Source organism: Paenibacillus sp. MAH-35, from assembly GCF_058135425.1.
In genome coordinates this window covers 212,432-236,148 of record NZ_JBYUPU010000001.1, presented here as the reverse complement: position 1 = coordinate 236,148, position 23,717 = coordinate 212,432, and the positions used below count along the sequence as shown (strand labels likewise).

Here is a 23,717-nt window from a genome sequence, read left to right as displayed (position 1 = left end):
CCTTTCCTCCGGGCAAGCCGCGGCTTATCTGCGGGAGAAGTTGAGCTGCCCGCAAATCCTTCCACAAGGCACTGCTACGATTTGGATATGACCTTGCACGACAGATAGGGCTTACGAAGCGCCAAATACGACGGGATGTAGAGGCCGTGGTTACTTTTGTGGTCGCTCAGCCATTTCTGCGCCAGTTGCGTACAATTCCACTCGTACGCTCCGGGCTTGCTTTTGGCGCTGCGCCGAGCCTGGTACAGCGCTCTCGGACGAACGGACGGGCGGCGGCGGCGCAACGTTTTCGCACTCCAGCCGGAGCTGATCCGATGCACGCTGAGCTGTCGGTTCGATACCGGGATAACCATGACGGCCTCTTGCAGCGAACAGTTCGGCGGGAGAGCGGCCAAGTTGAAGGAGAAGTAGGAAACCCGCTTTTTGCCCCGAATCATACGCCGGTACCGGTTCGGCTGCAGCAGCACCGTTTGCGGCTGGGCGGACACCGGCTCCGGACAGGGCTCCTCCCGGGGCTCGTAATCCGGTAAAGCATCCGTTTCGATATCTTCCACTGCCGGCAGCTCCGCCGGAGCGGGAGGCTCCTGCGTTTCCTCGGCATATTTGGCCCCTTTTTCGATCACCGTGCTTATTCTGGCGACATAGGGAGCTACGCCGTGAAGCTGGGCTACGTGACCTCTAGCCTGCTGCTTCATCGTTTTGCGCAAATTTTTGTCTTCGTAGAGAGCAAGCATCGCCTCATATAAACGGTTCTCCATAGTTGCGTCGTTCTGGATTTTATAAACGGCACCGTCCGGGAATTCGCGGAACGAGTCGACGTTGGATACGATGGCCGGCTTGCCGTTCGCGAGCGCGTCCAGAAGCGAACGCGACGTTTCCCCGCAAGTCGGATGACGCAGGCTGATGCACACATCGGACTGGCTCATCATGGCGTTATACTTCATCTTCGGGACGTAACCGTAAAATACGACATAATCTTCGAGCTGCAAATTCCGGACGATCTCATCCAGCCGTTCCTTATAACGGGGCTCGCACTCCCCGACGATCCAGTACCGGATTCCGTTTATTCCTTGGTCGACCAGCCGCCGTAGGCAAGCCAGCACTTTGTCGATCTGCCTGTTATCCGTTGCCCGGCCGAAACTGGCAAAAACGAAGTGACGGTCGAACAGCATCGAAATCATTACGGGAAGCTCTACAGGCAACCGGCACATGACGACATTGCTGAATCCTTTGTCCTGCAAGTGCTGCTTGGCATATTCGTTATGAACGACGATCGATTTGGCATTTTTCAAATAATACCGGTTCACGACGATGTCGGCATGAGCCCCGTTCAGCATCGACTGCATCACTTCGATCGCCCGATCCTCGAACTCCTCCACCACAACCGACAAATAACCGTTGCCGTCCCCTTTCAGCAGCGTGCATTCGCCCGTCAATCCGTGCAGGTTCAGATCGTGCAGCACGACCGTTCCCGGGTAAGCTCTCAGATAAGGCACCATATAGCTGTGATACTTGGTGTTGCCCAGTTGATACACGATCGCCTGGTACTGATCGGCCCTGCCCGGAAATTCGGCATGGTTCCATATGTGGATCTCCGGATTCCAATAACGGCCGGCCTCCCCGGGAGAGGCATAACTGTCGTCCACGAACAGATCGCATTCGAATCGCTCGCTTAACAATGGCAGAATCGTATCCATATGTTCGGCGATTCCGGTTCTCGACGACGCAAGCGGCGTGAAGATCGCCAGTTTTTTCCTGCACGTCAGACGGTAAGCGGCCAGCACCTTTTCCGCCTCAGTTCTGCGCTGAAACCGTTTGACTTGCTCGAACCCCTTCTCCCTCAGATCCTGGGCCAGCTTCTCGTTCGTCAATACTTTCATCATCCCGGCTCGAATCTCTTCATGCTTGGCCGGGTTTACTTTGTAGGACGCATCGCCCGCCACATCCTTTAATGAAGCGTCGTTCGTGACCAGCGCCGGAACTCCGCACGCCATCGCTTCAAGCAGCGGATAACCGGCCGCCTCGAAAAAGGACGGGCAGGCAAACAGCTTAGCGCCTCCATAAAGTTTCACCAGATCGTCAATGGACGCGGGGGACACCCATACGACATCTTCGCAGTCCTCCGATGGTTCCTCATCGGACGTCCGCAGCGCGCCGAACCTCGTATCCGGGTCGCCGATCATCACTAGCTGGTAACTGGACTTGCACCACTTGTTCACCGATGCGAACGCCGCAATCAAAGCTCTCGTATTTCGTCTGTTATCCATCCCTCCCAAACTCAGCACATACGGCTTCGTAATTCCGAATTCGGCCAGCTCCGCTGCCGTTGTTCTTCTCGGCTTGAACCTTCTATCCACTCCTTCCGGGACGACTGTGATTTTATCCGGATCCAGATCCGCCCAATGGATCGCTTCCCGCTTCAAATTCTCCGAATTGACCAGAATGAGGTCGCTCGACCGGATAAACTCCTTCCTATCGCTTCCGCTTTCCTGCCCGGAGAAGCCGTCTTCCGTGCCGTCCGGACCTAGCAGCGGGTATACATCGTGAAGCGTGACCGCCACTTTGGCTGTTCCGAACCATTTTCTTTGAAGGGAAGGGTAGGCGGGGTCGAACGGCTGAAACAGGTGGAACAAGTCGATCCTGTTCTGCTCCAGAAACGACTGCAGACGGTTTTTGTAAGTTTCGGAATCCAACGTTTCTTCATCCAGCCGATAATAAAAAAAAGAATGCTCCTTATTATGCGGGGCGATCGAATCCATCAAATTTTTCACGTAACGATCCGCGCCGGGCCGGCCGGAATCTGTCTCCGAAAAGGACATATCGACCGCGATGTTCATCGTACCACCACCTGTTTCCTTGAGATCAAGCCGCAAAGCAGCTCGGGCAATCGGCAATTTCTTTACCATATGCATCAGGAAAAAGACCTACTTGGACCGGTACCCCTATCGGAGAGAAATTGGCGTTAACCTACCGCGCAAGATCAGATCATGTTCCGGTTCGGAAATCAGCTCCCGGTATCCGCTTATGACAGGTTCCACCCGCACAGCCTGCTCATACGTATGAGTATGTACGTTATCGCATAATCCGCGATTTCCGAAACGGAGGGATACTCATTTGAGCATAACCCGGAAGCTGCATAGAATCGTGAGTCTGGATGAACAGCCGTTTCTGGAGGAACTGTACCGCAGCCTGTTGAACCGGGAACCCGACGAACAGGGATTGGCTCATCATTCCCTCGCCTTGCGCCAAGGCACTTCCAAGCACCAACTGCTCATCGCCTTTCTGACCAGCGACGAAGCGCTGGCGCTGTACGAACAGCCCCCTCCGAAAAACAAGGACGACCAATCGTCGATGATGTACCGCGAGCTGCAGCGCTTGTTCGACCGAAGAGCCGATTCGTTCGTAAGCCATCTATATCGGGAGGTGCTATGCCGCGAGCCCGATCGCGATTCCTACAACGGTTACTTGGAGTCGCTCGGCAGAGGGCGCAGGAGATCATCCATTTTCAAGCGGTTCGTCACCTCGGCCGAATTCGAATCGCTGATGCGGATGGATAAGTATACGTTTACCCGTCACGTGCTGGATCAGCTCATTTTGAGTTTTTACAAGTAATGCGGCGCATACGGACGATCAGCGAACGGAGGCGGGCACCTTGGGACAATTAGAGGCGGAGAAGCTCATCGAGTTTTTGCGGGGACACCATCCCGAGCTATCCAGACAGACGTTTCGCGTCATTTCATCGGGTCATCAAAATTTGATCATCGTAGCGGGAGAAAAACTCATCTTCCGCTTTCCGCTGACATCCGACCTTACCTCACTGAAGCTGGAGGAGCGATTGCTGCCCAAGCTTGGTAAGCGGCTGCCTCTGCCGATCCCGCAGTTTCGCTACGTATCGTTGTCGAAGCACAAAATACGTTATGTCGGCTATCCGATTATCCCCGGCGATTCGCTGGAAGCCAAAAAACTGAACGGCCTGGACGAACGAACCCGGCGATTGTTCGCGAAGCAGATCGCGGAGTTTCTGACTTCGCTCCACACGTTCACAGGCGATCCGATAACCCGTGTCGACCGGCAGCAGTTTCAGGCGGAATGGAGACGGAACTGGAGCGGATATTACCGGGCGGTCGAACTGTACGTGTTTCCGAACATCGGGAAAAAGGAACGGACTTGGATCATGCAAGTGTTCGACGACTACTTGTACCCGTCCGAGCATTTCAAATTTACGCCGTCGCTTATTCACGGCGATTTCAAAAACGACCACATTTTGTACGACCCGCAAGCGGGCAGGCTGACCGGCGTTATCGATTTCGGCCAGCTAAAGATGGGAGATCCCTCCTATGATTATCACGACCTGTGCATCTCGTACGGGGAACCGTTCGCCCGGGCGGTACTGAGCGAGTACAAGGGGCCGGCCGACCCGACCTTTCTCGAGCGATGCTCCTCCTTCTACGCGAACATCCTCCGGTTCAGCTCGATGATTATCGCCGTCCAGACAAAAAATGAAGACAAATTCAAACTGCGGCACGAATGGCTGAAACAAAAAGCGCGGGATGCGGACTTCTAAAGTCCGGCCCGCGCTTTTATTGATTGAACAGCTGCATGCTGCCCCCTACCGCTATTGCGCCTCTTCTTCCTTCAGTAGAGACTCCGCCCGGGGCAGCTTGGGAACCTGGTCCACATCGGTTCCCTGCCGCCTCTTGGCCCGCCACTTCTCGTACAGCCTCGGGTAATGCCTGGCTACGTAACGTAAGAACGGAAGCAGGACTCCGGCCTTCTCCAGACTGATAAACAGCATGAACGGAGCCCGCCGGATCGTCCGAAAGGCGCCGCTGTGATCGATTACTTTCAGCTTGTTTCCGGAAGTAACGATCATATGTCCGATTCTCGTATCGATTCGTTTGAACTTGAACCGCCGCATCTCCTGCAGGATGCCGACGATCTGGGCGCAGGCCCATTCCGGCAGCTCCTGATGCTGCTTGACGTATTCCTGCAAGGTCGGCCCCTCCAGATAGTCCATAACGACATAGTTGTCGCCGGCTTCGTGCAGTTTGGGGAAGTAAGCCCCCTCCTTCGCCGCCTTCAGCGCCGCAGCTTCCCAATTCGCGCTGTGCGTCGATCCGTACAGCTTGACGCACCGTTCCGGCGACAGCCGGAAGACAGCCCCCTGAGCCCCGATCCCGATCATCGGATAATCGGTGGGGTTGTGCACCTTCAGCTCTTTTTTGCCCTTGACGATAACCGCCTCGACCCGGATAGATCTGAAATCTTTCATGGATGTACCCCCTTATGCAGCGGGCCGGCGAAAGCGGAACCGGCCCGGATCAGGTGCAGCCGCGGCGGACACTACTGTAAGCCGAGCTGCTTCAGACGTTCTTTGATCATGCCGCCGACCGCTTGAGGGGAAAAGTAAGTGCGAATATGCTGCATGCCATTATACGCGATCGAATTGCGGTAGTCGGTATTGTACCTCAGCTCGCGCATATAGTGGGCGGCATGGCCCAGATCGGGCTCCGCCCAAGTCTGATACGCTTTGTACGGTCCCCAGTCGCCGCCGACGCCGACGATATTGAAATCGACCGTGCACGAATTGGTCGAATTCATGAAGTCAGTATTGCCCGACCAGTACGTGCCGATGACCGGCTTGCCCAAATACATCGCTTCGGCCAGCCCCAGGCCGAAGCCCTCCGAGCGGTGCAGCGAAACGAAGCAGTCGGTGCAGTTCAGCAGTCCGTCAACCTCGTGCCGCTGCATGATCCGGTCGATGATGTAAATGTTGTCGTACCCGCGCACGAGACGGTTGATTTCCTCGAGATCCGACGGGTTGGCGTGCGAATGGTTCAGCTTCACGACGAGTCCGACCGAATGGTCTTTCCGGTCGAACGCCATCTTGAACGCTTCGATCGCTCCCTGCGGATTTTTACGCCGCTGGTAGCTGTGAGTATCGTACATCGAGAAAAATAAAAACTTGTCGTCCGGCAAGCCGAACGAGCCGCGGTTCAGATCAGCCGGCGGATTCACCTCGACGCCGTGGGGGATGCGGATCACCGGCACGGGAGATTTCTTCGAAATCGTCTCGGCCACGAAGCTGGTAGGCGCCCACACCTCGTTCACGAAATGGAAGCCGTCGCAAAATTCGTCCGGAAAATCGGGCAGCTCCCAATGCCAATAGCCGATATTGTAACGTCCGTCGAACAGGCCGCTTCCAAAATGATGATGAACCGAACGCATCGTATCGGCATTGACATGGAAGATGTTCGTATTGTACAACGGGTCCGGCATCTCCTTGTGCGCCCACGACATGTCGTCCATCCGGATCGAGGTGACCGGGAAATTCATCGCACCGAATGCGATATCCGTCTTCGATATCGCTCTGGCGGCCAGCCGGCTCGATTCCCCGATCCCCATCTCCGCCCGAATAAAGCCGACCAGATTGATCCCTCTGACGTACCCGGGCACCTCTGGAATTTCCACCCGCTGCTCGGCCGGAGTCTCGATCAGAGCGGGCAGCGCTTCGGCAGGCGCAGGCGAGGGGGTGCGTCTGCGGCGTTTTCTCCAGGCTTTGAGCCGGCCTTTGCGGAACCGTCTTCTACCTCTAACCAGCAGAAGCTTGCGCTTTCTCCCCCGGGCGGTCAAACGTTTTTTCTTGGATCGCACCTTCCTGCCCCTGAGCGGAGGCTTCCGCTTTTTACGCTTTATCGTTTTGACAGCCGTGGAGGCTCGTTTGCTCTGCCAGCGTCGACCGGCGCTTTTCATAATATCCACCCTTTCCGGTTGAAATGACAGGGGAGCCGGCAGCTCCCCCGTTGTTGAGCTTTACTTTATAATTGGAGGAAAGTACTCGGAATAAGCTGCGAAGGTTGGCGTTACTTTTAGGGGCAAGGTTTCGGGGGCAAGGTTTCGGGGGCTCCCCCGAAAGTACTCGGAATAGGCTGCGAAGGTTGGCGTCACTTTTGGGGGACCTCTTAGGGCTGGTCTCTCCAGTACTGCAGCAAATCGCGCATCGTCTTCTCGAACGGGATCTCCGGCTGCCAACCGGTTTCGCTGCGGAACTTGGTGGCGTCGCCGAGCAAGATTTCCACGTCCGAAGGCCGAAGCCGCGCCGGGTCCTCCTGGATCGAGATGCTGACATTGCTGTACGACAGCAGCAGATCAAGCACTTCCTGGACAGTGTAGCACGTGCCCGAAGCAATGTTGTACGTTTCACCCGGCTTCCCTTTCTCCAGAGCCAGCCAGTAAGCCCGGACCACATCCCGCACATCGGTGAAATCCCGTTTGGCCGTCAGATTGCCGACATGGATGACCGGAGGCTTCCTCCCTTTCTCAATGTCCGCGATCTGCTTGGCGAAGTTCGAGGTGACGAAGTTTTCGCCGCGCCGGGGACCGGTATGATTAAACGTCCGGGTAACGACGATCGGCAAACCGTAGCTTTTGTAATATTGATAGCCCAAATAGTCCTGAGCGACCTTGCTGACCGCATACGGGCTTAGCGGACGGAGCGGATTCGTCTCCCGGATGGGCACCTCATCCGGCTCGACATGACCGTATTCCTCGCTGGAGCAGGCTACCTGCATTTTACTGGACAGGTCGAACCGGCGGAGCGCCTCCATAATATTAACCTGTCCGGCGACATTGTTATGAATCGTATCGATCGGTGAGTTCCACGAAGTGGGGACGAAGCTTTGCGCGGCCAGATGAAAGATCAGGTCGGGCTTAATTTCCCCGATCAGCGTTTCAACCGAAAATGGGTCCCTCAGCTCGCATTCCACCAGCCGGACGTCCTTAATATGCCGGATATGGTCCATACGGCTGCGCTGCCGGATCGTACCGGTAACCTCCACGTTGTTGTTCAGCAAAAATTCCGCCATGTGGCTTCCGACGAACCCGGAAATTCCTGTTACTAAAGCTTTCATCCGTTCAAGCTCCCCCCTCAAGTTGTTCCATCGCTTTTAATGCCGATTTGATTCGCTGCTCCTCGGATTTGCGGCAGACTAGCAGCCCTTCGGCAGTTGAGACGACGATCAGATCTTCTACGCCGATAATGAGCGTTTTCGGATGATCGGAATAAATGATGCTGTTGCGCGTCGATTCCACGTGGACCGTTCCGCTTCCATCCAATATGTTTCCTTCACGGTTCACGTTTTGAATGCGTTCAAGCGAAGACCAGATGCCGACATCGTCCCATTTGAAGCGGACCGGAATCGTTTTGATCGTATCCGCCTTTTCCAAAATCGCGTAATCGACCGATATTTTCGGCAGCCCCGGGTAGACGGATTCGAGATCGCTGCCGCTTTCGGACAGTTTCGTCCAGATCGAGGGCTGATGAAGCTTCATATAATAGGCGATTGTGCTGGGCTTCCAGACGAAAATGCCGCTGTTCCAAAAAACGCCCGGATCTTGAATTAACGATAACGCCACATCGAGAGGCGGCTTCTCGATAAACGAGACGACCTCCAGCACGCCGCTTTCCGACGCATGCTCCGCCGTCTGGATATAACCGTAACCCGTCTCCGGTCTTGTCGGCACGATGCCCAGCGTGACGATGGCCCTCTCGGCCGATGCCGCCCGCTCTGCTTGGATCAGAGCGTTCAAGAGCGATACAGATTCCTCGGTGTAATGATCCGAAGGCATTGTCACGAGCACCTCGTCGTCGTCCTGTGACAAGAAATGATGCGCCGTCAAGGCGATGCAAGGTCCCGTATCCCGTTGGTCGGGCTCCAGCAGAAGATGTTCCTCGGGCAGCTCCGGCAACTGCTCGAGCACGATCGACCGGTAAGCTTGCGTCGTTACTACATACAGCTTGCGGGCGGGCAGCCATTCCAACAATCGTCTGTACGTCTGCTGCAGCATCGTATCGCGGGAGGTGAGGGGGAGAAACTGCTTCGGGCGCGACTGGACGCTCCTCGGCCAGAAGCGGGTACCCGATCCGCCGGCCATAATGACGATTTTCAAATCGCTTCCCTCCTTTGCTGCGGCACCAAAGTCGAAGTTTGTGTAAGCATCCACCAAACTAGGTATATAGTATGCAAGACGACCATGCCGAACATGGACATATTGCGGATACAACGTAAAAATCGGCATTTGTCCTCCCATGGAAGGAGCTTATCACGAGCGGGAGCTGCGGCCCCGGTATAGACCGCCGCCCCGCCTAGCTTTTCTTGTCTCACTTCCGCCCGGGCTTTCTTTCGGACTTCCGGTACTTCATCAGCCAGTGGCCGACCGATGCCGGGTCCTCCTTTAGCAAGTCGTACATCTCCACGCCGGCCTTCGTCAGAGGTACCGCTCCGTTTACTTTATAGCTGAGCTGGCGGCGGTCATCGTTAATCTTCAGATGCGCCGGAACGAACGACGTATTCGACTGGATATCGATGGAATACGACTCGGCCCTGTCCTCCAGCGGAATTTTCAGGGTGAACGTGCCTTCGCCGACTTTCGTTTCCTGCTGGCGGCGGCCGTTCACCCATACGGTCAGCAGCATGTCTCCAGCCTTCTTGGACACCTTGGGAAGCTGATGATCCCCTTCGATCAGCAGCCACTTCGCATCCGGCGAACCGTCGCTGTCGATTTCAAGCGAATAGCTTGGCGGAGCCCAGCCGTCATCGAACCGGTTGGAGGAGGCGATACTTTGCCTTCCGCCGAACAGGCCGAACTGGTTCATCTGCTCTATTAGCCAGCCCGGACCTTCCGGCAGATGGTGCGCGATAAACTGGATGATCCAGTTGTTCGAGACCGTCCCGTAGTTTTTCAGGCTGGAGCGGATAATTTCGGGCAGGCCGACGGAGAAATACTGCTTTGCGCTTTTGCAGTCGTCGTGAAGTCTCGAATTGGCCATCAACTCGTTTATATAGCCGAACCGGTATTTGGCGGATATGCGCATCCACAGGTCGTAATCCATACAAAACTGCAAGCTTTCGTCGATCGGCCCTACATCGTCCAGCACCCGCTTGCGAATAAAGACGGCGGGCTGGCAAACAGTGCAGACGTCGAACAGACGGACCCGGTCGACGGACGGATCGACGGGATACGGCCTCAGCAGCTGGTTGTTGCGGTCCGTATGATTCGCTTTGCCGTATACGAGACCGTACTCCGGGTGTTTTCTCAAGCTGTCCACGGCTCGGCGTATCGCCTTCGGCCAGTACGTATCGTCCGAGTTGAGCCAGCCGATGATTTCGCCTCGGGCCAGAGCCAGCCCTTTATTAAGCGCATGCGACTGTCCGCGGTCCTTCTCGGATATATAGCGGAACCGGTCGCCGTACCGCCGGGCATATTTCTCCAAAATCGCCACCGTTTCATCCTTGGACCCGCCGTCCACCACGATGAGCTCCACGTTGGGATAGTCTTGGCTGATGATGCTCTCGATCGTTTCACGGATGAAGGAACCTTGCTGATAAGAAGGGGTAACGACGGAGACGAGCGGTTTAGGGGACGATTCGGTATCGTTGCGGGTCATCTTCGGAACCTCCCTGCATAACATAGTGAACGACATTTATAGCGTATTCATATACCAGCGGATCGTCCGTTCCAGACCGGTCCGCATATCCGTTCCGGCTTCGAAGCCGAATTTCGCTTTGGCCGCCGTCACGTCCAGCTTTCTTCTCGGTTGTCCGTTCGGCCGCCCCGTATCCCACACAATTTCACCGTAATAGCCGACCGACTCCTTGATCGTTTCGGCCAGCTCGCGGATGGAAATCTCCTCGCCGGACCCCAGATTAACTGGCTCCGATTCATCGTAGGTTTCCGCCGCGCACACGATGCCTTCCGCCGCGTCTTCCACATATAGAAACTCGCGGGTCGGCGATCCGTCCCCCCACAACGTGATCGAAGGCTCCCCCTTCTCTTTCGCCTCCACGCATTTGCGGATAACGGCCGGAATGACATGAGACGTCTCCAGATCGAAATTGTCCCAAGGACCGTATAAATTAACGGGCAGCAGATAAATGGAATTAAAGCCGTACTGCTTGCGGTAAGCCTGCGATTGAACAAGCATCATCTTTTTGGCCAGCCCGTAAGGCGCGTTCGTTTCCTCCGGATAACCGTTCCACAGATCTTCTTCGCGAAACGGAACCGGTGCGAACTTCGGATAGGAGCAGATCGTGCCGATCGCGACGAACTTCTGCACGCCCTTCTGACGCGAATGTTCCATCAACTGGGCGCCCATTACCAGGTTGTCATAAAAGAAAGAGCCCGGATTTTTCTCGTTCGCCCCGATCCCTCCGACTACTGCGGCCAAATGAAGAATGACGTCCGGCCGGCAATCGTCCAGCATCCGCACAATATCCGCTTCTTTGCGAAGGTCGTACTGCTTGCTGCGGGGAACGAAAATCTGCGTGCACCCTCCCCGCCTGAGCCGTTCCACCACATGCCTGCCCAAAAACCCGGCCCCCCCGGTCACGACGACCGTCTTGTCAGAAAGCTTCATGAATCTCTCCCTTTCTCCAGAAAATCGGCATATCGGCTTTGTTTACGATATGTAAACGGGAGCATGCGCGTATAGACAACTACATCGGGTCCGTTAAAATATGCGCGCCCGAGGCGGGTACATATCCAAGCCGGAGACGAGGACGCCCCATACAGTAGCACTAGGAGTCTGTCCGAAGAAACCGTGCAAGCGAATGGGTCCTGAAGCGACCCGTTCGCCCGATCCCGGGGACGCAGGACGGAATCAAGATTTGGGCAGAAGGTGGGAGGCTAATTTGAGCAGAGTGAGAATGATCGAGATCTTGAGGAAGGTTTACCAGAAAGACAATCACAAATTTGTTGCCGCTTGTTACCGGGAGCTGCTTAACCGGGACCCCGACCCGGCCGGTCTGGATAACCACGTGCGCATGCTGCGCTCCGGCACATCGAAAATTACCGTTCTCGCCTCGGTAATGAGAAGTGAGGAGGCGGAACGGCTGTACCGCTCCGGTCCGGTATCCGTTTCCGGCAAAAGACGTCCGTCGGCGGCCGATATCTTCCGCAATCTGTACGCCCGCTCTCCCGATAAATACGTGCAGGAGCTGTATGAGGAGCTGCTCGGCAGAAAAGCCGACAGCCAAGGGTTTAAAAACTTCGTGAAGCAGTTGCATAGCGGCGCCCCCCGGACAGAAATCGCCCTTCACCTGTTGCGGTCGGGGGAAGGGATGGAGCTGATCCAATCGAAGGACGGCATTAAAATCGCACAAAAAATATTGTTCGACTTTGCAAGACTCGAGTATATGCCGGATGTAGAGTAAGCAGAGGGACCATGCGCCGGCTTCCGGCTCAAGGTCCCTCACGTAATCGGCCCTCCAGGCGTTACGACACATAGGCGTGCTGATAGCCTTCTTCGAACGCCTGGAAAAAGCCTGCGTCGAACCCTTCGTCGTAACCGCGGTTATACCCCTCGTCGTAACTCAGCGTCGCGCCCGCCGGCCCTCGCGTCCGTACCGGTCCCCGCCGGACGGACCGGCGCCGTTTGCCCCGCCGGAGCAGTCTGCTTCGGTTCCGGGAATGCGGATGTGCCGCCCGTTTCGTTCTCCGTTTGCTTCCCGGATGTTTTTTGCGTCGTACGGTCATAAGATCCCTCCTTACAGGTTGTCGGCCCGGATCACCGGCGGAGCAATAACGGGCAAGCCGGTAGCGAAGCGTAACGCCTCGGATTCGGACAAAGCCTGGACGGCGTACCGGTCCAGGTTCCATACTTTCGTCACCCAGCCGGTGATCAGACGGTGCAGCGTGCCGCTGCGGTGCTGGTGGAGAGCTCCGTCCGGCGTCTGTACGACCGCCCCTTCGTGAAGCGGATCTCCTTCCTTGCGGACAGCGGACTGCAGCTTCGCCAGCTTGGCCTGCCATTCCTGCAGCGATATAACTTCGCCCATCGGCCAGTTGCGCAGGTCGATCTGCGACACCCTCGTGACGTCGGCCCCTTCGGAACGCTCGAGCGGACGGCGCAAGCCGTTCTCGATCCAGTATGCGGCCGGTCCGGCGCCCCTGACGGTCACATGGGACGGATAGAAGTCTTTCATGCCTAGCAGCTTGTCGCTCCAGTGACCGGACGTTTCGTTCAGCAGCGAATGCGTCTCGCCCCATTTGTCGGAGTAAAACGCGAGATTTCTCCCGTATACTTCATCGAACTGTTCGGGCGTCAACGTTTTGATCGTCGTGCTCCCCACATGATGGATGAACGTATCCCGGGCGATGACCAGGTCCAGTCCCATCAGCCGGCAGCGGTAGCCGTAATCGTCATCCTCGCAGTTGCCGATTTCGAACCCTTCGTCCAAGTAGCCGAGTCTTTGGAACACGTCTCTCCGCATCAGCACGCAAAACCCCGTCAGCCTGCCGGTAGCCCTCCACTTGGCCGGATCGGACCGGTTGATCGCGGCCGCGAACCGGTGCATCTCTTCAATCGAGCTGTAATTCGCTTCGATCAGTTGCTCCCCGCTAATGTAGTTGGTAACCGGGCCGACGAGTCCAAAGCGGCTGCCGCCATGCAGACAGGCGAGCAGATTGGACAGCCATCCCCGGGTGACGACTGTGTCGTTGTTCAGAAACATGATCGTCGAACCCCGCGCCATCATCAGTCCCTGATTAACCCCGCCAGCGAAGCCGAGATTCCGGTCGAATATTTTATAGCGGACCGTTCCGCGCTTCAACGACCGCAAGTAATCTGCGGTTCCGTCCGTCGAGCCGTTATCGATGACGATGATCTCATGCGGCTCGGGTGTATAAACTCCGATACTCTCAATGCACTCGGCGACATATTTATGCTGATTGTAGGTTGGAATGACGATACTCGTACCTTCGAAGCCGTCGGCGAACGCATCGCTTCCTTTTTGAAATCCGAGGCTGTAGCCGTGCGAATGTCCGCTGTTGTAGCCGGTATTGTAGGCGCCGTCGTATATCGAGTTCAGAGCCGCCCGATTACGGGCATCCTTACGTTGTTTGGCCCGCACCTTGAATTCCCTCCCTTCATCCGGGTAGTTGCCGGGCGGAACGTCTGGTCGGCTTTCATTTGAAAGGCGCCTCGCCCTTTAACATCGAGTTGGCCAAATGACCGAAATCGATCGCGACTTTACCGAGCTCGGACGCGATCCGCTGCGAGATGAGCACGGCCGCTATGCCCGCCGCCACGAACGCGACGTCGAAGTCGTGATTCGCGATTTCTTTCATGACGCGCGGCACGTCCTTGACGCCGTCGACCGGAGCTACCGACGCCGTAACGTTTACGCCGCAGCCCCGCAAATAATTGGACAGCGGCTCCGCCAGCGTTCCGACGACAAGCACCCGCCTGCCGCTCGTTATTCTCGATACATACCCGGCCTGGTACAAGTAGTAGTTGATCAGTGAATCGGTTAAAGTAAGCGAATCGAGCTCAATGCCGTGCGCCTTGAACACAGCGACGGCAAGAGGCTGGTAATTGCGTACGCGCAGCTTCGGAATGCCTACGACCGACGCTTTCCTGACCGCATCCCGGAGCTGATCGCGCGCCTCAAGGTCGGGAACGTTCACTCCAGCGTACCCGAGAAACGATCCCTGCTCCCGAACCTGCTGCACGCCCAGCACCGTATCCTGCGCCATCGTCAGCAGCTCCCCGTCTCCCAGTCTCACGAGGGAGAACGGAGCCTTCGTCTCCAGCGCGTGCAGCACCCTGCCGCCCAGTTCGTCCGGCGTCAGCAGATGGCGGAATCGCGAACGCAAGCTCTCGACTCCCGCCGCCACAATCTGTTCGGCGGTAAAATCCGCGAGCACTTCGTATTCCGGAACGAAGGAGTCGATCAGACTTTCGACGCCTTCCTTCCATTCGTTCCGCGATTCACCGTCGTACCGGCCTTGCCGGTATCCGTCTTCGTGGCCTTTATCGTACCCGCCGTTGTAGCCTGAATTGTAGCCTTCATTATAAGAAACGGAACCGGCCGCTCCGCCTGTCGCGACTTGCAGCCGCCCGGACGGCTTCCGCAGCCGCTTGCGCCGCAGCCGCCATTTCCGTTTCATCAGCGTCTTGCTCCTCCGCAAAACGGGACGTGGCAATACGGTCACCACCTTCTGTAAAGGGATATGCTGGCGATTCCCCATATCGTATTCGTCCCCCGGCCATCCGTGCCGGGGACAATCATCCAATTTGCCGCCGGGTTCAGGCGAAGACGGCGTCCAGCAGCTGCCGGACACGCCGCGGATACGTATGCTCGCGCATCGTGCGGGAGAAGCTGCGCAGTGCCATCTCTCTCCGTTCCTCGTCCCGGCTCAAGTAATAGTCCGCTTTCTCGATCAGCTCCTCCGGAGAGGAGTAGACGGCAACCTCCGCGTCCGGAACGAACGCGGCTGCGGTCTGCTCCCGCGTATCGGTCAGCTGGAACGCCGCGCAGGCGCCGATCTCGAAACTTCTCGGGTTAACGGAGCGAGCGGGGATTCCAAGCGGATTTTGATTCGTTTCGTCATCGATGGCGCGGTGCAGGTTGATGACGATTTTGGCCGAGTTGTAATACATGGCCGTTTCTTCCGGGGATATCCAGGTGCCGAGCCGGATTTTGTCCGCGAGCATGGCGTAATTCGCCATCCGGTCCCACCAATAACCCGCGATAAATACCGACTTGTCTCTCAAGTAAGGAGCGATCCGGTCGAACAGGGCGGCTCGGCCCTGAAAGGCGCTGCCGATAAAGCAGATGTCCGATGCATACTTCGGATCGGCGCGTTTCGGGGCGTAATAAGCCGTATTGGCCCCGAACGGCAGATGATGCACCCGGGAACAGCCGCGCTCCCGGTAAAACGAGACGCAGGCTTCCTCCAGCGTAAACACATCATCGTAATGGACGGCGATATGGCCGGTCACGTTCGAATAGTACGGATCGTCGGTAAACCAGACCGCCGTACGGATGCCCATCCCGCGAATCGCATCGACCTGGCCGACTCCGAGACATTCGACCGAGTTCAAGGCAAGCACGAGATCCGGGCGGACGACAGCCGCGAGACCAGCCACATCGTCCGCCGGAACGGCGACATGCACATTGCGGACAAGACGGCGCAAGGCGGCGATAATCCCTTGATCCAACGGATCGTACGACCAGAGCCCGGATTTGACGTAAAGGACGCTGACCTCCATCGCGGAAGGCTCATATCCCGTCTGACGTACGATCGAGGCGCATTTGCCCAGCCGGAATCCTTCGCTCCAGCCGGCCCGGTATCCGGCTTCCCAGCCGGGAGCGGCGGCGGTTTTCCTACCGGTCACTTTTGTTCCCCCTCTCAACCAGCCTAACCGAACACGATCTCCAGCAGCCGCTGGAGCCGGTTGCGGTACGTATGCTCCGTCACGGTGCGGTACAGCCCTCTTTGTATCATTTCCCGCCTTTCTTCCTCGTGGTTCAAGTAATATTCGATTTTGTCCACCAGCTCCCCGGGCGAGGCGAACGTAGCGATGTCGCGCCCGGGCGTATATAAACCCGGCAGCTCCAATCTTTCGTCGACTAGTTGCAGGGAGGCGCACGCGGATATTTCGAACAAGCGCGGGTTCACGGAATGGGCGGGAATATTCCGGCTGTTGGCGTTATGGGACTCATCGTCCGCCGACCTGTGCAGATTGATGACGATTTTGGCTCCGCTGTAATGTTTCGCCGTTTCTTCGGGCGACAGCCAGACGCCGTGGATCTTATCCTCGAGCAAGTGGTAGTTGCGCATCCGGTCCCACCACCAGCCGATTATTTTCAGCCGCTTGCCGGCTAAATATTCGGCGATTTCGTCGAAGAAGGCGGCCCGGTTCCAAAAAGCGCTGCCTACGAAGCAGATGTCGCTGCGATACGTCAGGTCCGGCCGCGTATGGCGGATGAATCGGGGATTGACGCCGAAAGGCAAGTAATGAACGTGCGGACAGCCGAGCGACTTATAAAACGGAACACAGCTGGCTTCCAGAGTAAACACATAATCGTAATGAGGCGCGATCGCGGCCGTCTTGTCGGAATGGTAAGGATCGTCCGGCAGCCAGACCGCGGTCCTGAACCCTTTCGCCCGCATCGCATCGATCTGTCCGGTTGGGAACGAACGGCCGACCGCATCGAGAACGAGCACGAGATCGGGCTTCGCCGCCTCGACCAGCGGCACGACGTCCTGTTCGGGCGAGACGACGACAGCTTCGCGGACGGCCGCCTGCAGAGCATCCTCGATCCCCTGGTCGAGCGCCGCATAAGGAGCTCCGTCCGCCTTCACGTACAGCACCTTGACGTTCCGCCATCCAACAGCTGTCGAAGCGGCGCGGGCATATATCGATTCGCACAGCCCCAAATGGCGTCCTTCCGCCCAACCGTCCCGATAGCCGTTCTCCCAACCGGAGTCGCCCTCGTCCGGAGGCGGAACCGGCGTCCGCCCGTATGCGCTAGGTCTCTTTATGCGGCGCATGCCTCATCCTCCTCCTGTAGTCGTAAGTCCGTCTTTTCTTGCGAAATAGCGACGGAGCGCCTCCGTCCAATGCGGCATCGACCGGTACGTGCGCAGCTTGGAGTTGTCGAGCACGCTGTACGCCGGCCGGCTCGCCTTGGTCTTGTAGCCGGAGCTCGGCACCGGCTGCAAATCCGCCTTCACGCCACGCTGCCGGAACACTTCGGCGGCGAAATCGTGCCAGCTGCACTCGCCTTCCCCGGAGCAGTGATAGATGCCGTAGCCCGATACGCCGTCCGCGACGAACGTTCGGATCGTTTCCGCGATATCCAGCGTATGCGTCGGCGACATGATCTGATCGTCCACGACCCGGATCGGCGCTCCTCCGCCGGCAAGCCGGAGCATCGTCTCGACGAAGTTGCCGCCCTTGCCGCTCGCTCCGGCCGTACCGAACAGCGAAGATACGCGGAAGATGAAGTAACGGTCGTGATGCGCCGCGATGAAGTGCTCGCCGGCCGCCTTGGAGACGCCGTATACGTTAAGCGGGGAAGTCCGGTCCGTCTCCCGGTAAGGCGTCCGGCTCCGTCCGTCGAACACGTAATCGGTCGTGAAATGAATCAGCACAGCCCCGGTTTCGCCGCACAGCCGGGCCATCTCCCGCGGAGCGAGCGCGTTTACGGCGAACGCTTTCTCCGCATAATCTTCACACTCGTCGGTTTTGTGATAGGAGGTGCAATTGATCAGCGCGTCGAACGGCCCGAGCTCCCGCAGGAAGGGACCGATCCGGTCGGTCCGCTCCACGTCGAGATCCTGGCGGTACAGCGGCACCAGCTCGACCGGTGCGTCCGTCAGCACGCTCCGGATGTCGGAGCCGAGCTGCCCGTTTGCTCCGAGCAGGAGGATTCGCTTCATCCTTTTTCCCCTCCCCGGATATCGACCATACCGCCGTACATTTCCGTCTGCCGGATGATTTTCTGCCATTTCGCCAGTTCCTGATACCAGTTCAGCGTGATCGTCTGTTCGAAATCGGTCACCCGGCCGTCTTCCAGCGCCCGGTAGATTTCCAGCGCGCCTTCCGCAGCGGTCCATCCCGCCTTCCAGCCCAGCGCCCGCTCGATCTTCTCGAAGCTGACGCGGTATGAGCGGTGATCCGGCTCGCCGTACCATTCGATGGCGACCTCCTTCGGCAGCGCGCGGGCGATCGTCTCGCCGAGAGGTCCGAGCTGATAGTTGTTGGCATCCGAGCCGACATTGAACACTTGCCCGTTCACCGCTTCCGGGTCCGCCTCCAGCAGCAGGGCCATCACGTCGGTCGTATCCTGCACATGGACGAACGGCCGCCACTGCGTCCCGTCCTTCATCAGCGGGATGACGCCGCGCCGCCAGGCTCCGAGCGTCATGCCGTTAATCGCGAGGTCGAACCGCATCCGCGGCGAGAAGCCGTACACGGTCGCCTGTCTCATCACGACGACGGTGAAGCTCCCGTCGGCCAGGGGCAGGACGCTGTGCTCCGCCCGTTCGTTCGCATTGGCATAGGTCGACAACGGATTGGTCGGACTCGTCTCGTCGACGATGACGTCCGCTTCCTGGAATCCGTACAGACTGCACGAAGAGGGCAGGATATACGTCCGCACGCCGAGCTGCTTGGCCATGAGGGCCGTTCTGGCCCGGGATATATGGTTGATCTGGTAAGTGGCTTCGCGGTACAGCTCCCCGCTCGGATCGTTGGACAAGGCGACCAGATCGATCACGGCGTCAACGTCGGCGAAGTGCTCCTCGCGGATGCGTCGGCTGTCTTCCTGCAGTACGACCAGATTCGGGTGGGGCTCCAGCTTGTCGGCTCCGAAAAAGTAACGGTCCAGCGCCTTCACCCTGTAGCCTTTGCCGAGCAGCTTCGGCACGAGGACGGAGCCGATGTAGCCGCCTGCCCCCGTGACAAGTACCGTTCTCATGAATGTCCCTCCCCGTCGTATATAAAGTCGATTTCCGCATCGCGCAGACGCGGCTGTCCTTCGTCTTTGGCCGACAACACCGGCACGGTGACCGGCCAGTCGATGCCGAGGTCCGGATCGTTCCAGACGATGCCTCGGTCGTGCTCCGGCGAATAATATTCGTCCACTTTGTACAGCAGCCGAGTGTCCGGCGCGAGCGTGCAGATGCCGTGGGCAAATCCTTTCGGCACGAGAACCTGCCGCTTGTTGTGCTCGCTTAGAACTACGCCGACCCATTGTCCGAACGTCGGCGAGCCCCTGCGGATGTCGACGACGACATCGTAGACGGCTCCCGCAAGGACGCGCACCAGCTTTGTCTGCGCCTTCGCGGACAATTGGTAGTGAAGCCCGCGGATGACTCCGGCCTGAGCGGATAACGACTCGTTATCCTGAACGAAATCGTACGTCAAGCCGAGCCGCTCCAGCTTGCTGCGGGTGTAGCTTTCCATGAAATAGCCGCGATGGTCGCCGTGTACGACCGGTTCCAGCAAAAAGACGCCGGGCAGCTTGGTTTCGAGCCTAACCATGCTTTCCTCCCCTTTCCCTATCGGTTCTTATCCCGGCTCCGCATCCGGGGAGGACAGCCGTTCACCGGCTTCCCGGAGCGATTCGAACGTGCCCGCATCGGTCCACCAGCCGGTTAACACGCCATAGGTCAGCGCGCCCTCCGCCGCGTACCGGTTGTTCACATCGGTAATCTCCAGCTCTCCGCGCAGAGACGGACGGATGCCGCGGATCGCCCCGAATACCGCCGAGTCGTACAAATAGACTCCGGTCACGCAGTAGTCCGATTGCGGGTCGGACGGCTTCTCCTCGATCCGGGTAATGGTGTCATTCGCCAAAACAGGCACCCCGTACCGGTTCAATTCGTCCGTTTCCTTAAGCAGCACCATGGCCGTCCCCGGCTCCTGCTTCGCAAACCGGTCCGAAAACGGCCGCAGATCGTCCTCGAACAGGTTATCGCCCAGCAGAACGACCATCTTCTCGCCTTCGGAGACGAATCCTTCGGCCAAGGCGAGTCCTTGGGCGATTCCCCCGGCCTCCTCCTGGACCCGGTAGGTCAGCCGCACGCCCCACCGCTTGCCGCCTCCCAGATAGTCGAGAAACAGCCCGGCGGACTGCTTGCCGATGACGACCAGAATATCCCCGATCCCGGCCGAGGCCAGCTTGCGGACCGCATGCTCGATCATCGGAACTTTTCCCGCCGGCAGCAAATGTTTGTTCACGATTTTCGTCAGAGGGGCGAGACGCGTCCCGGTGCCCCCGGCCAAAATAACGCCTTTCACCGGCTTCCCATCCTTTCCGGCCGGCCGCAGCCGGCTGCCGATTATATGAACTGTTTGGGATCGACTCCCCATTTCTCGATAAATTTGCGGTAGTTCGTCTCGACCAGCCGGTCCATCCGATCCTGGCCCTGCTTGCGGAAGCTGGCGCTGCCGTGATGGTGAACGACCGTATCTCCGGCCATCAGGAGGCGGTAGCCTTCCAGCCTGGCCCGGTAACAGTAATCGTCATCCTCGTAATGACCCGGCGAGAACCGTTCGTCGAGCAGTCCGATCCGGTCCATCAAGTCCCTACGGAACATGAAGCAAAGGCCGACTAGCCGTGTGACCTCTTCCCACTTCCGCCCGTCCGACCGGTTCATCGTCTCGGCCATCCGGTGGAATTCGTCCAGAGAATCGTAGTACAACTCCATCTGCTGTCTGCCGCTCGCGTAGTTGGTGCGGGGGCCTACGATTCCCGTCTTCCGGTCGCTGTACAAACATTTGAGCAGGTTGGATAACCAGTTATGCGTGACGACGACGTCGTTGTTCAGCAGCAGCAGCTCGGTACCGCTTGCCGCGAGCAATCCCATGTTGCATGCCTCCGGAAAGCCCCGGTTCATCGGCAGGGAGACGAGCGTAACCGGCTTTTGCAAGCAGTACTCGAGCGTCCCGTCCGTCGAGCCGTTGTCCACGACGACGATCTCATACGGGGTGTCCGTATAAGTTTCGATCGCCGCTATACATTCGCGCAGCAGTCCGAGCTCGTTATAGGTGGGGATGACGATGCTGGTCATACTCATGACGAGACCCTCCCGAGCACGCTGCGGTTGCGTATATCGTCAGCGGAAGACAGCCTCGGTCCTTCCGTGCGAAGCAAGTACGAGAGCGCCTCCAGATGATCGCCGACGATCAGATGGGCTACCGGATTGTCGTGACCGGAGTTTTTTGCGCGTACCCGGTTTTTCGAGATGACGTCCACACTCATCGCACAGCCGACTTTGAGTCCGCTGCGGACCGCTATCGACTGGGCTTTCGGCGGTACCATCAAGTTGGCGAAGCCGATCGTCTCCAGCGCTTGCCGCGACAAGGCGTGCGGTACCGCCGTCATCGAGTTCGCTTCCAGGTCGGCCCGCCCGAGCGACCGGTTCAGCATCTCCTTCACAACCGATACCGGATCCCGGTTCGCGAATACGTCGATATAAGGAGAGATGTCGTTCAGCGCCACATCCGTTCCTTGATCCACCGCATCGATAAAAGGGACCAGATGTTCCGCAAATACCGGAAAATCGCCGTCTAGAAACAACAGGATATCCGAACGCGTCAGCTTCGCCCCGACCGCCCGGCCGACGTCGTGTCCGAGCGGACGCATGAAGTGAACGACGATGCCGCCGCTTAAGGTGCGCGCGCTCCAAAACGTCCGGTCGGTCGAGCCGTTAACGACGATAACGATCTCGCTTAGCGGCAGCCTGCCGAGCTGATCCAGCACGGCAGGCAGCGCTTTTTCCTCATTCATCGCGGTTACGACGGCTCCGATCGTCTTCCGCGTAGGGACGAGCACCGGATTGTTCAGCCGGATTCCCTTTCCGCTTTCGAACCCCTGGACGAAATGCCGGACGATATCATGATAAGCCGTCCAGGACGCCGCCTGGACATGAGCCGATTCTCTCCAGTCGTTCCAGCAGCTGTTGATCGCTTGAGCCCGGCTGACGCCGTCTACCTCGGGCAATAACGCGGCAGACTTCCCGGCCTCGAAAGCTCTGCCGGCAAGCTGCGCCGTCCCCGCTGCACGAATTTGTCCGTCGGGGGCTCCCTGCTGCCGGAAGCCCCTTCTTCTTCTGCCTTTGATCGGCCGTCCGACCGTGCGAAATCTTCTTATAGGCCGGCCGCGCGTTCGGCCGGTTATTCGGTGTTGACGTTTTCGCAATCGACCCATGCCTTCACCTCACGATTTCCCTGACCCGCATCAGGTCGGGCATATTGCCCCGTTCATTCGTCGATCGGATATACCAGTCCATCGCTTCGAGGTGGTCTCCTATTATCAATTGCTCGAGCGGGTCTCCCCCCGTCTTCTGCCGTCTTCTGCGGATCGGGTTCGGCCTGCCCACATCGATATAATGGACGGCTCGGACATCCAGCCCCCGGCATATTCCGATCGCTTGGGCTTTAGGCGGAACCGCAAGCTCCTCGAAGCCGATCGTCTCGATCGCCCTCCGGCTTAAGGCGTGAGGGATCGTCGTCATCGAAGCGCCCTTCAGGTCCGGCCGCGATAAAGCGATATTCATGGCGTGCTTGGCAAGTACGACTCCGTGCACGTTCCGTTTGCCCGTCGGTCCCATATAGCTGTTAAGCGCAATATCGACCCCGTTCTCCACCGCCTTGATCAGCGGCATCAGGTCTTTAGCGGGAATGACGATATCCCCGTCGGTAAAAAGCACGATTTTCCCCTTCGCTTCTTTGGCTCCGATGCTTCTGCCTACGTCGTGGCCGAGCGCTTCCGGATACGTAATAACGCGCGCTCCAAGCGATTCCGCCAATTGCCGTGTTCCGTCCGTCGTACCGTTGGCCACGACGATAACTTCAGTGTTCCGGTGAACGCGGAACGCCTGACGTATGACGCGTCCGATCGTCCTCCGTTCATTCACGACCGGGATGACGACCGATACGGCTGGATATCCGGAGTAATCTTGTTGTCCCGGCTCTGCGCCGGATTGTCCGGACCGGTCACGCAAGCCAGGCCTGACCGTTGTGCGGCGGGAATGGAGACGGCCGGCGGCCGCCCCCCTCCGGTGTAAGCGAGTGTTTATTCTCCTTTTTTTGCCGGCTCGCGGCTTCAACATCATTCACCTCCGATTTCTGGAAAAGCGTATGGGACAGCGGCTTCCTCCGCCTGTACGAATCGCTTCCGCCGCAGCTTGCCCGGCTTCGCGCCGCCAAGCCGCTTATGGTTGCTTTTCTTACGAGTCATTCTATGAAAATCCGCATTCGACGAAAGGGCACCTGCCGATTGTCCGATAAAAAGGGCTTTAGCAGCCGCAAAAACGGCTCATACATAATCAATAAACGAGCCGGCACGGTTTATGTACATCTGCCCAAAACAGGACAAAGCCCCCTTTGCTCCGCAAGCGGAGTAAGGGGGCTGCCG

23 protein-coding genes are annotated in these 23,717 nt (G+C 57.9%); 3 read left to right on the top strand and 20 right to left on the bottom strand.

Annotated features, from left to right (window positions below):
• Positions 1 to 74 precede the first annotated feature (74 nt).
• Complete coding sequence (locus AC3Y2E_RS00915; protein WP_379206191.1) at positions 75 to 2,837, bottom strand: glycosyltransferase; 2,763 nt, start codon at positions 2,835 to 2,837, stop codon at positions 75 to 77.
• Positions 2,838 to 3,114: 277 nt separating this feature from the next.
• Here AC3Y2E_RS00915 and AC3Y2E_RS00910 point away from each other — a divergent pair, with 277 nt between their 5' ends.
• Positions 3,115 to 3,612 (top strand): DUF4214 domain-containing protein, encoded by a 498-nt coding sequence (locus AC3Y2E_RS00910; protein ID WP_379206189.1) that lies wholly within the window; start codon positions 3,115 to 3,117, stop codon positions 3,610 to 3,612.
• Positions 3,613 to 3,652: 40 nt separating this feature from the next.
• Positions 3,653 to 4,564 carry a phosphotransferase family protein gene (locus tag AC3Y2E_RS00905; RefSeq protein ID WP_379206187.1) on the top strand — a complete coding sequence of 304 codons (912 nt, stop codon included), beginning with the start codon at positions 3,653 to 3,655 and terminating at the stop codon, positions 4,562 to 4,564.
• 51 nt (positions 4,565 to 4,615) lie between these two features.
• Here the strand turns inward: AC3Y2E_RS00905 and AC3Y2E_RS00900 are convergent, their stop codons facing one another.
• From AC3Y2E_RS00900 to AC3Y2E_RS00875, 6 genes are all read right to left on the bottom strand, one after another.
• Positions 4,616 to 5,272: a serine/threonine protein kinase gene (locus AC3Y2E_RS00900; protein WP_379206185.1), complete on the bottom strand. Its 657-nt coding sequence runs from the start codon at positions 5,270 to 5,272 to the stop codon at positions 4,616 to 4,618.
• A gap of 71 nt (positions 5,273 to 5,343) precedes the next feature.
• Complete coding sequence (locus tag AC3Y2E_RS00895) at positions 5,344 to 6,654, bottom strand: glycosyltransferase family 4 protein (RefSeq protein ID WP_379206183.1); 1,311 nt, start codon at positions 6,652 to 6,654, stop codon at positions 5,344 to 5,346.
• 308 nt (positions 6,655 to 6,962) lie between these two features.
• A complete protein-coding gene (locus AC3Y2E_RS00890; RefSeq protein ID WP_379206181.1) occupies positions 6,963 to 7,910 on the bottom strand; it encodes a GDP-mannose 4,6-dehydratase in 948 nt (315 codons plus the stop codon).
• A 4-nt stretch (positions 7,911 to 7,914) separates the two neighbouring features.
• Positions 7,915 to 8,949 (bottom strand): mannose-1-phosphate guanylyltransferase, encoded by a 1,035-nt coding sequence (locus AC3Y2E_RS00885; RefSeq protein WP_379206179.1) that lies wholly within the window; start codon positions 8,947 to 8,949, stop codon positions 7,915 to 7,917.
• Between the two features lie 211 nt (positions 8,950 to 9,160).
• On the bottom strand, positions 9,161 to 10,447 hold the full coding sequence (locus AC3Y2E_RS00880; RefSeq protein ID WP_379206177.1) for a glycosyltransferase family 2 protein: 1,287 nt from the start codon (positions 10,445 to 10,447) through the stop codon (positions 9,161 to 9,163).
• A 36-nt stretch (positions 10,448 to 10,483) separates the two neighbouring features.
• A complete protein-coding gene (locus AC3Y2E_RS00875; RefSeq protein WP_379206175.1) occupies positions 10,484 to 11,416 on the bottom strand; it encodes a GDP-L-fucose synthase family protein in 933 nt (310 codons plus the stop codon).
• Positions 11,417 to 11,699: 283 nt separating this feature from the next.
• On the opposite strand from AC3Y2E_RS00875, the gene AC3Y2E_RS00870 reads away from it, so the two are divergent.
• Positions 11,700 to 12,212, top strand: a complete 513-nt coding sequence (locus AC3Y2E_RS00870) for a DUF4214 domain-containing protein (RefSeq protein ID WP_379206528.1) — start codon at positions 11,700 to 11,702, stop codon at positions 12,210 to 12,212.
• A gap of 61 nt (positions 12,213 to 12,273) precedes the next feature.
• Here AC3Y2E_RS00870 and AC3Y2E_RS00865 read toward each other — a convergent pair whose 3' ends face one another.
• The 13 genes from AC3Y2E_RS00865 to AC3Y2E_RS00805 form a co-directional block, all read right to left on the bottom strand.
• Positions 12,274 to 12,534: a hypothetical protein gene (locus AC3Y2E_RS00865; protein ID WP_379206173.1), complete on the bottom strand. Its 261-nt coding sequence runs from the start codon at positions 12,532 to 12,534 to the stop codon at positions 12,274 to 12,276.
• Between the two features lie 11 nt (positions 12,535 to 12,545).
• Entirely contained in the window at positions 12,546 to 13,910 is a 1,365-nt protein-coding gene (locus AC3Y2E_RS00860) for a glycosyltransferase family 2 protein (RefSeq protein WP_379206171.1), read from the bottom strand.
• 55 nt (positions 13,911 to 13,965) lie between these two features.
• Positions 13,966 to 14,949, bottom strand: a complete 984-nt coding sequence (locus tag AC3Y2E_RS00855; RefSeq protein WP_379206168.1) for a GT-D fold domain-containing protein — start codon at positions 14,947 to 14,949, stop codon at positions 13,966 to 13,968.
• 139 nt (positions 14,950 to 15,088) lie between these two features.
• On the bottom strand, positions 15,089 to 16,180 hold the full coding sequence (locus AC3Y2E_RS00850; protein WP_379206166.1) for a CgeB family protein: 1,092 nt from the start codon (positions 16,178 to 16,180) through the stop codon (positions 15,089 to 15,091).
• A gap of 23 nt (positions 16,181 to 16,203) precedes the next feature.
• The gene (locus AC3Y2E_RS00845; protein ID WP_379206164.1) at positions 16,204 to 17,340 is read right to left on the bottom strand and encodes a CgeB family protein; all 1,137 of its coding nucleotides are present in this window, start codon (positions 17,338 to 17,340) and stop codon (positions 16,204 to 16,206) included.
• A gap of 3 nt (positions 17,341 to 17,343) precedes the next feature.
• On the bottom strand, positions 17,344 to 18,231 hold the full coding sequence (gene rfbD, locus AC3Y2E_RS00840; protein ID WP_379206162.1) for a dTDP-4-dehydrorhamnose reductase: 888 nt from the start codon (positions 18,229 to 18,231) through the stop codon (positions 17,344 to 17,346).
• Positions 18,228 to 19,271: an NAD-dependent epimerase/dehydratase family protein gene (locus AC3Y2E_RS00835; protein ID WP_379206159.1), complete on the bottom strand. Its 1,044-nt coding sequence runs from the start codon at positions 19,269 to 19,271 to the stop codon at positions 18,228 to 18,230. Before AC3Y2E_RS00835 ends, rfbD begins: the two co-directional genes overlap by 4 nt.
• On the bottom strand, positions 19,268 to 19,837 hold the full coding sequence (gene rfbC, locus AC3Y2E_RS00830) for a dTDP-4-dehydrorhamnose 3,5-epimerase (RefSeq protein WP_379206157.1): 570 nt from the start codon (positions 19,835 to 19,837) through the stop codon (positions 19,268 to 19,270). The genes AC3Y2E_RS00835 and rfbC overlap by 4 nt, the downstream gene beginning before the upstream one ends.
• A gap of 27 nt (positions 19,838 to 19,864) precedes the next feature.
• Positions 19,865 to 20,596, bottom strand: coding sequence for a sugar phosphate nucleotidyltransferase (locus tag AC3Y2E_RS00825; RefSeq protein WP_379206155.1), 732 nt, complete (start codon positions 20,594 to 20,596; stop codon positions 19,865 to 19,867).
• A 41-nt stretch (positions 20,597 to 20,637) separates the two neighbouring features.
• On the bottom strand, positions 20,638 to 21,375 hold the full coding sequence (locus AC3Y2E_RS00820; protein ID WP_379206153.1) for a glycosyltransferase family 2 protein: 738 nt from the start codon (positions 21,373 to 21,375) through the stop codon (positions 20,638 to 20,640).
• Positions 21,372 to 22,499 (bottom strand): glycosyltransferase family 2 protein, encoded by a 1,128-nt coding sequence (locus AC3Y2E_RS00815; RefSeq protein ID WP_379206151.1) that lies wholly within the window; start codon positions 22,497 to 22,499, stop codon positions 21,372 to 21,374. Before AC3Y2E_RS00815 ends, AC3Y2E_RS00820 begins: the two co-directional genes overlap by 4 nt.
• A gap of 13 nt (positions 22,500 to 22,512) precedes the next feature.
• Entirely contained in the window at positions 22,513 to 23,304 is a 792-nt protein-coding gene (locus tag AC3Y2E_RS00810; RefSeq protein WP_379206149.1) for a glycosyltransferase family 2 protein, read from the bottom strand.
• A gap of 107 nt (positions 23,305 to 23,411) precedes the next feature.
• A complete protein-coding gene (locus tag AC3Y2E_RS00805; protein ID WP_379206147.1) occupies positions 23,412 to 23,540 on the bottom strand; it encodes a hypothetical protein in 129 nt (42 codons plus the stop codon).
• Positions 23,541 to 23,717 lie beyond the last annotated feature (177 nt).

Excerpts from the sequence above, each read along its gene's own strand:
- AC3Y2E_RS00915 (WP_379206191.1), bottom strand. The coding sequence starts at position 2,837 with ATGAACATCGCGGTCGATATGTCCTTTTCGGAGACAGATTCCGGCCGG.
- AC3Y2E_RS00900 (WP_379206185.1), bottom strand. The coding sequence starts at position 5,272 with ATGAAAGATTTCAGATCTATCCGGGTCGAGGCGGTTATCGTCAAGGGC.
- AC3Y2E_RS00890 (WP_379206181.1), bottom strand. The coding sequence starts at position 7,910 with ATGAAAGCTTTAGTAACAGGAATTTCCGGGTTCGTCGGAAGCCACATG.
- AC3Y2E_RS00880 (WP_379206177.1), bottom strand. The coding sequence starts at position 10,447 with ATGACCCGCAACGATACCGAATCGTCCCCTAAACCGCTCGTCTCCGTC.
- AC3Y2E_RS00875 (WP_379206175.1), bottom strand. The coding sequence starts at position 11,416 with ATGAAGCTTTCTGACAAGACGGTCGTCGTGACCGGGGGGGCCGGGTTT.
- AC3Y2E_RS00865 (WP_379206173.1), bottom strand. The coding sequence starts at position 12,534 with ATGACCGTACGACGCAAAAAACATCCGGGAAGCAAACGGAGAACGAAA.
- AC3Y2E_RS00855 (WP_379206168.1), bottom strand. The coding sequence starts at position 14,949 with ATGAAACGGAAATGGCGGCTGCGGCGCAAGCGGCTGCGGAAGCCGTCC.
- AC3Y2E_RS00845 (WP_379206164.1), bottom strand. The coding sequence starts at position 17,340 with ATGCGCCGCATAAAGAGACCTAGCGCATACGGGCGGACGCCGGTTCCG.
- rfbD (WP_379206162.1), bottom strand. The coding sequence starts at position 18,231 with ATGAAGCGAATCCTCCTGCTCGGAGCAAACGGGCAGCTCGGCTCCGAC.
- AC3Y2E_RS00835 (WP_379206159.1), bottom strand. The coding sequence starts at position 19,271 with ATGAGAACGGTACTTGTCACGGGGGCAGGCGGCTACATCGGCTCCGTC.
- rfbC (WP_379206157.1), bottom strand. The coding sequence starts at position 19,837 with ATGGTTAGGCTCGAAACCAAGCTGCCCGGCGTCTTTTTGCTGGAACCG.
- AC3Y2E_RS00820 (WP_379206153.1), bottom strand. The coding sequence starts at position 21,375 with ATGAGTATGACCAGCATCGTCATCCCCACCTATAACGAGCTCGGACTG.
- AC3Y2E_RS00805 (WP_379206147.1), bottom strand. The coding sequence starts at position 23,540 with ATGACTCGTAAGAAAAGCAACCATAAGCGGCTTGGCGGCGCGAAGCCG.